This is a genomic window from Coprococcus intestinihominis, assembly GCF_040096555.1.
GTDB classification, from domain to species: domain Bacteria; phylum Bacillota; class Clostridia; order Lachnospirales; family Lachnospiraceae; genus Coprococcus_A; species Coprococcus_A intestinihominis.
In genome coordinates, this window is the sequence record NZ_JBBMEK010000424.1 from 1 (window position 1) to 1,550 (window position 1,550).

Here is a 1,550-nt window from a genome sequence, read left to right on the forward strand (position 1 = left end):
CTGCGGGAACGGTTTTCCAACCTCCGCCTTGGCTGCTTCCTGCTGATTGTAGAGATTATTCAACTGCTCATTGGCTCGTTCTAAGCGCTCAAGGATGCCTGCAAGGGCATTGTCCAGTCGGGTGATATTTCCTCGTGCGTCCGTTCCAAGGGCTACTCTGTGGCTCACAGCGCCCTTCAGGGTCACATCGAACTCGTTCCGGAAACTGTCAAACGAAAGCTCCATCTGAAAGCCACGGTAACTGCCAAGAGGAACCGGATCGGCACTTTTCGTGTCCTTACAAGCCGCAAGGAGGATTTCACCGGCATCTGCCTTTTCGGTGTAGGCTTTGCCCATGATTTCCATGCCGCAAAAGCCATCGGCAATCTGCGGGTGTGCTTCCACGGTTTTAATATCAGCTTCAAAGCCATGAATATAGCCTGTCTGCTTTTCAATCTCAGCCGGGAAGTATTTCAGAAGCTTATCTTCCATACGGTACTGCTGGCTCTGGTGGTCAGCTTTCAGCACCTTCAGCCTTGCCACATCAATGTCCAAGTCCATCTTTTCCTTGATAAGCGGATTGCCGGCACACAGCGCCTTGATCTCCGCATAGGACAGCGCCTGCTCATCCACATCGTCACAGGAGCGAACCGGTGATTTGGAGGTCATAATCTGAGAAATAAACTTCTGCTTGTTTTCCAAGGTCTGATACAGGTAGGCATCGAAGGTTCCCTCGGTCACATACTGATACACCTGAACCTCTTTGTTCCGGTTGCCCTGACGGATGATACGACCGTTTCTCTGGGTCATATCAGACGGACGCCAACCCACATCCAAGTGGTGAACTGCCACCAATTTGTCCTGGACGTTGGTTCCTGCACCCATCTTTTGCGTACTGCCAAGAAGCACTCGCACCTGCCCGGTACGAACCTTGGCAAAGAGGTCTTTTTTCTTTGCCTCGGTATCTGCATCATGGATAAAGGCAACTTCTTCCGCAGGCACACCGTTTGCAATCAGCTTGGTTTTGACATCATCATAGACATTGAAGGTTCCATCATTTTTCGGTGTGCTAAGGTCGCAGAACACCAACTGGGTCAATTTGTCAGCCTGACCGTCCTGCCAGATACGCAGGATATTTCCCACGCAGGCATTGAGCTTGCTGTCAGGGTCATCGGGTAACAGGGTGTTCATTAGCCGCTGATCCAGTCCCAATTTTCGTCCGTCGCTGGTAATCTTGAGCATATTATCGACGGACGGGTCTACAATACCGGCATGAACATCTGCTGCTCTCTCTGAAAGGGAAGCCACCATATCCTTCTGGTACTCAGAGGGCTGAACCACAACCGTTTCAAACTTTGCTTCGGGAACAGGGAGATGCAACTGGTCAGAGGTCTTGATGTCGGCAACCTCCTTGAACATATTCATCAGTTCAGGCAGGTTGAAGAACTTCGCAAATCGGGTTCTGGCACGATAGCCGGTTCCCTCCGGTGCAAGCTCAATCGCAGTTGTTGTTTCTCCGAAGGTCGATGCCCAGGAATCAAAATGGGTCAGGTTCTTTTGCTGGAGCGTAC

The 1,550-nt window shown here is 51.0% G+C and carries 1 protein-coding gene; it reads right to left on the bottom strand.

The window, feature by feature from the left end:
• Positions 1–1,550 (bottom strand): helicase-related protein (locus tag WMO25_RS17880; RefSeq protein ID WP_349086563.1); only part of this gene is annotated, 1,550 nt, incomplete at both ends.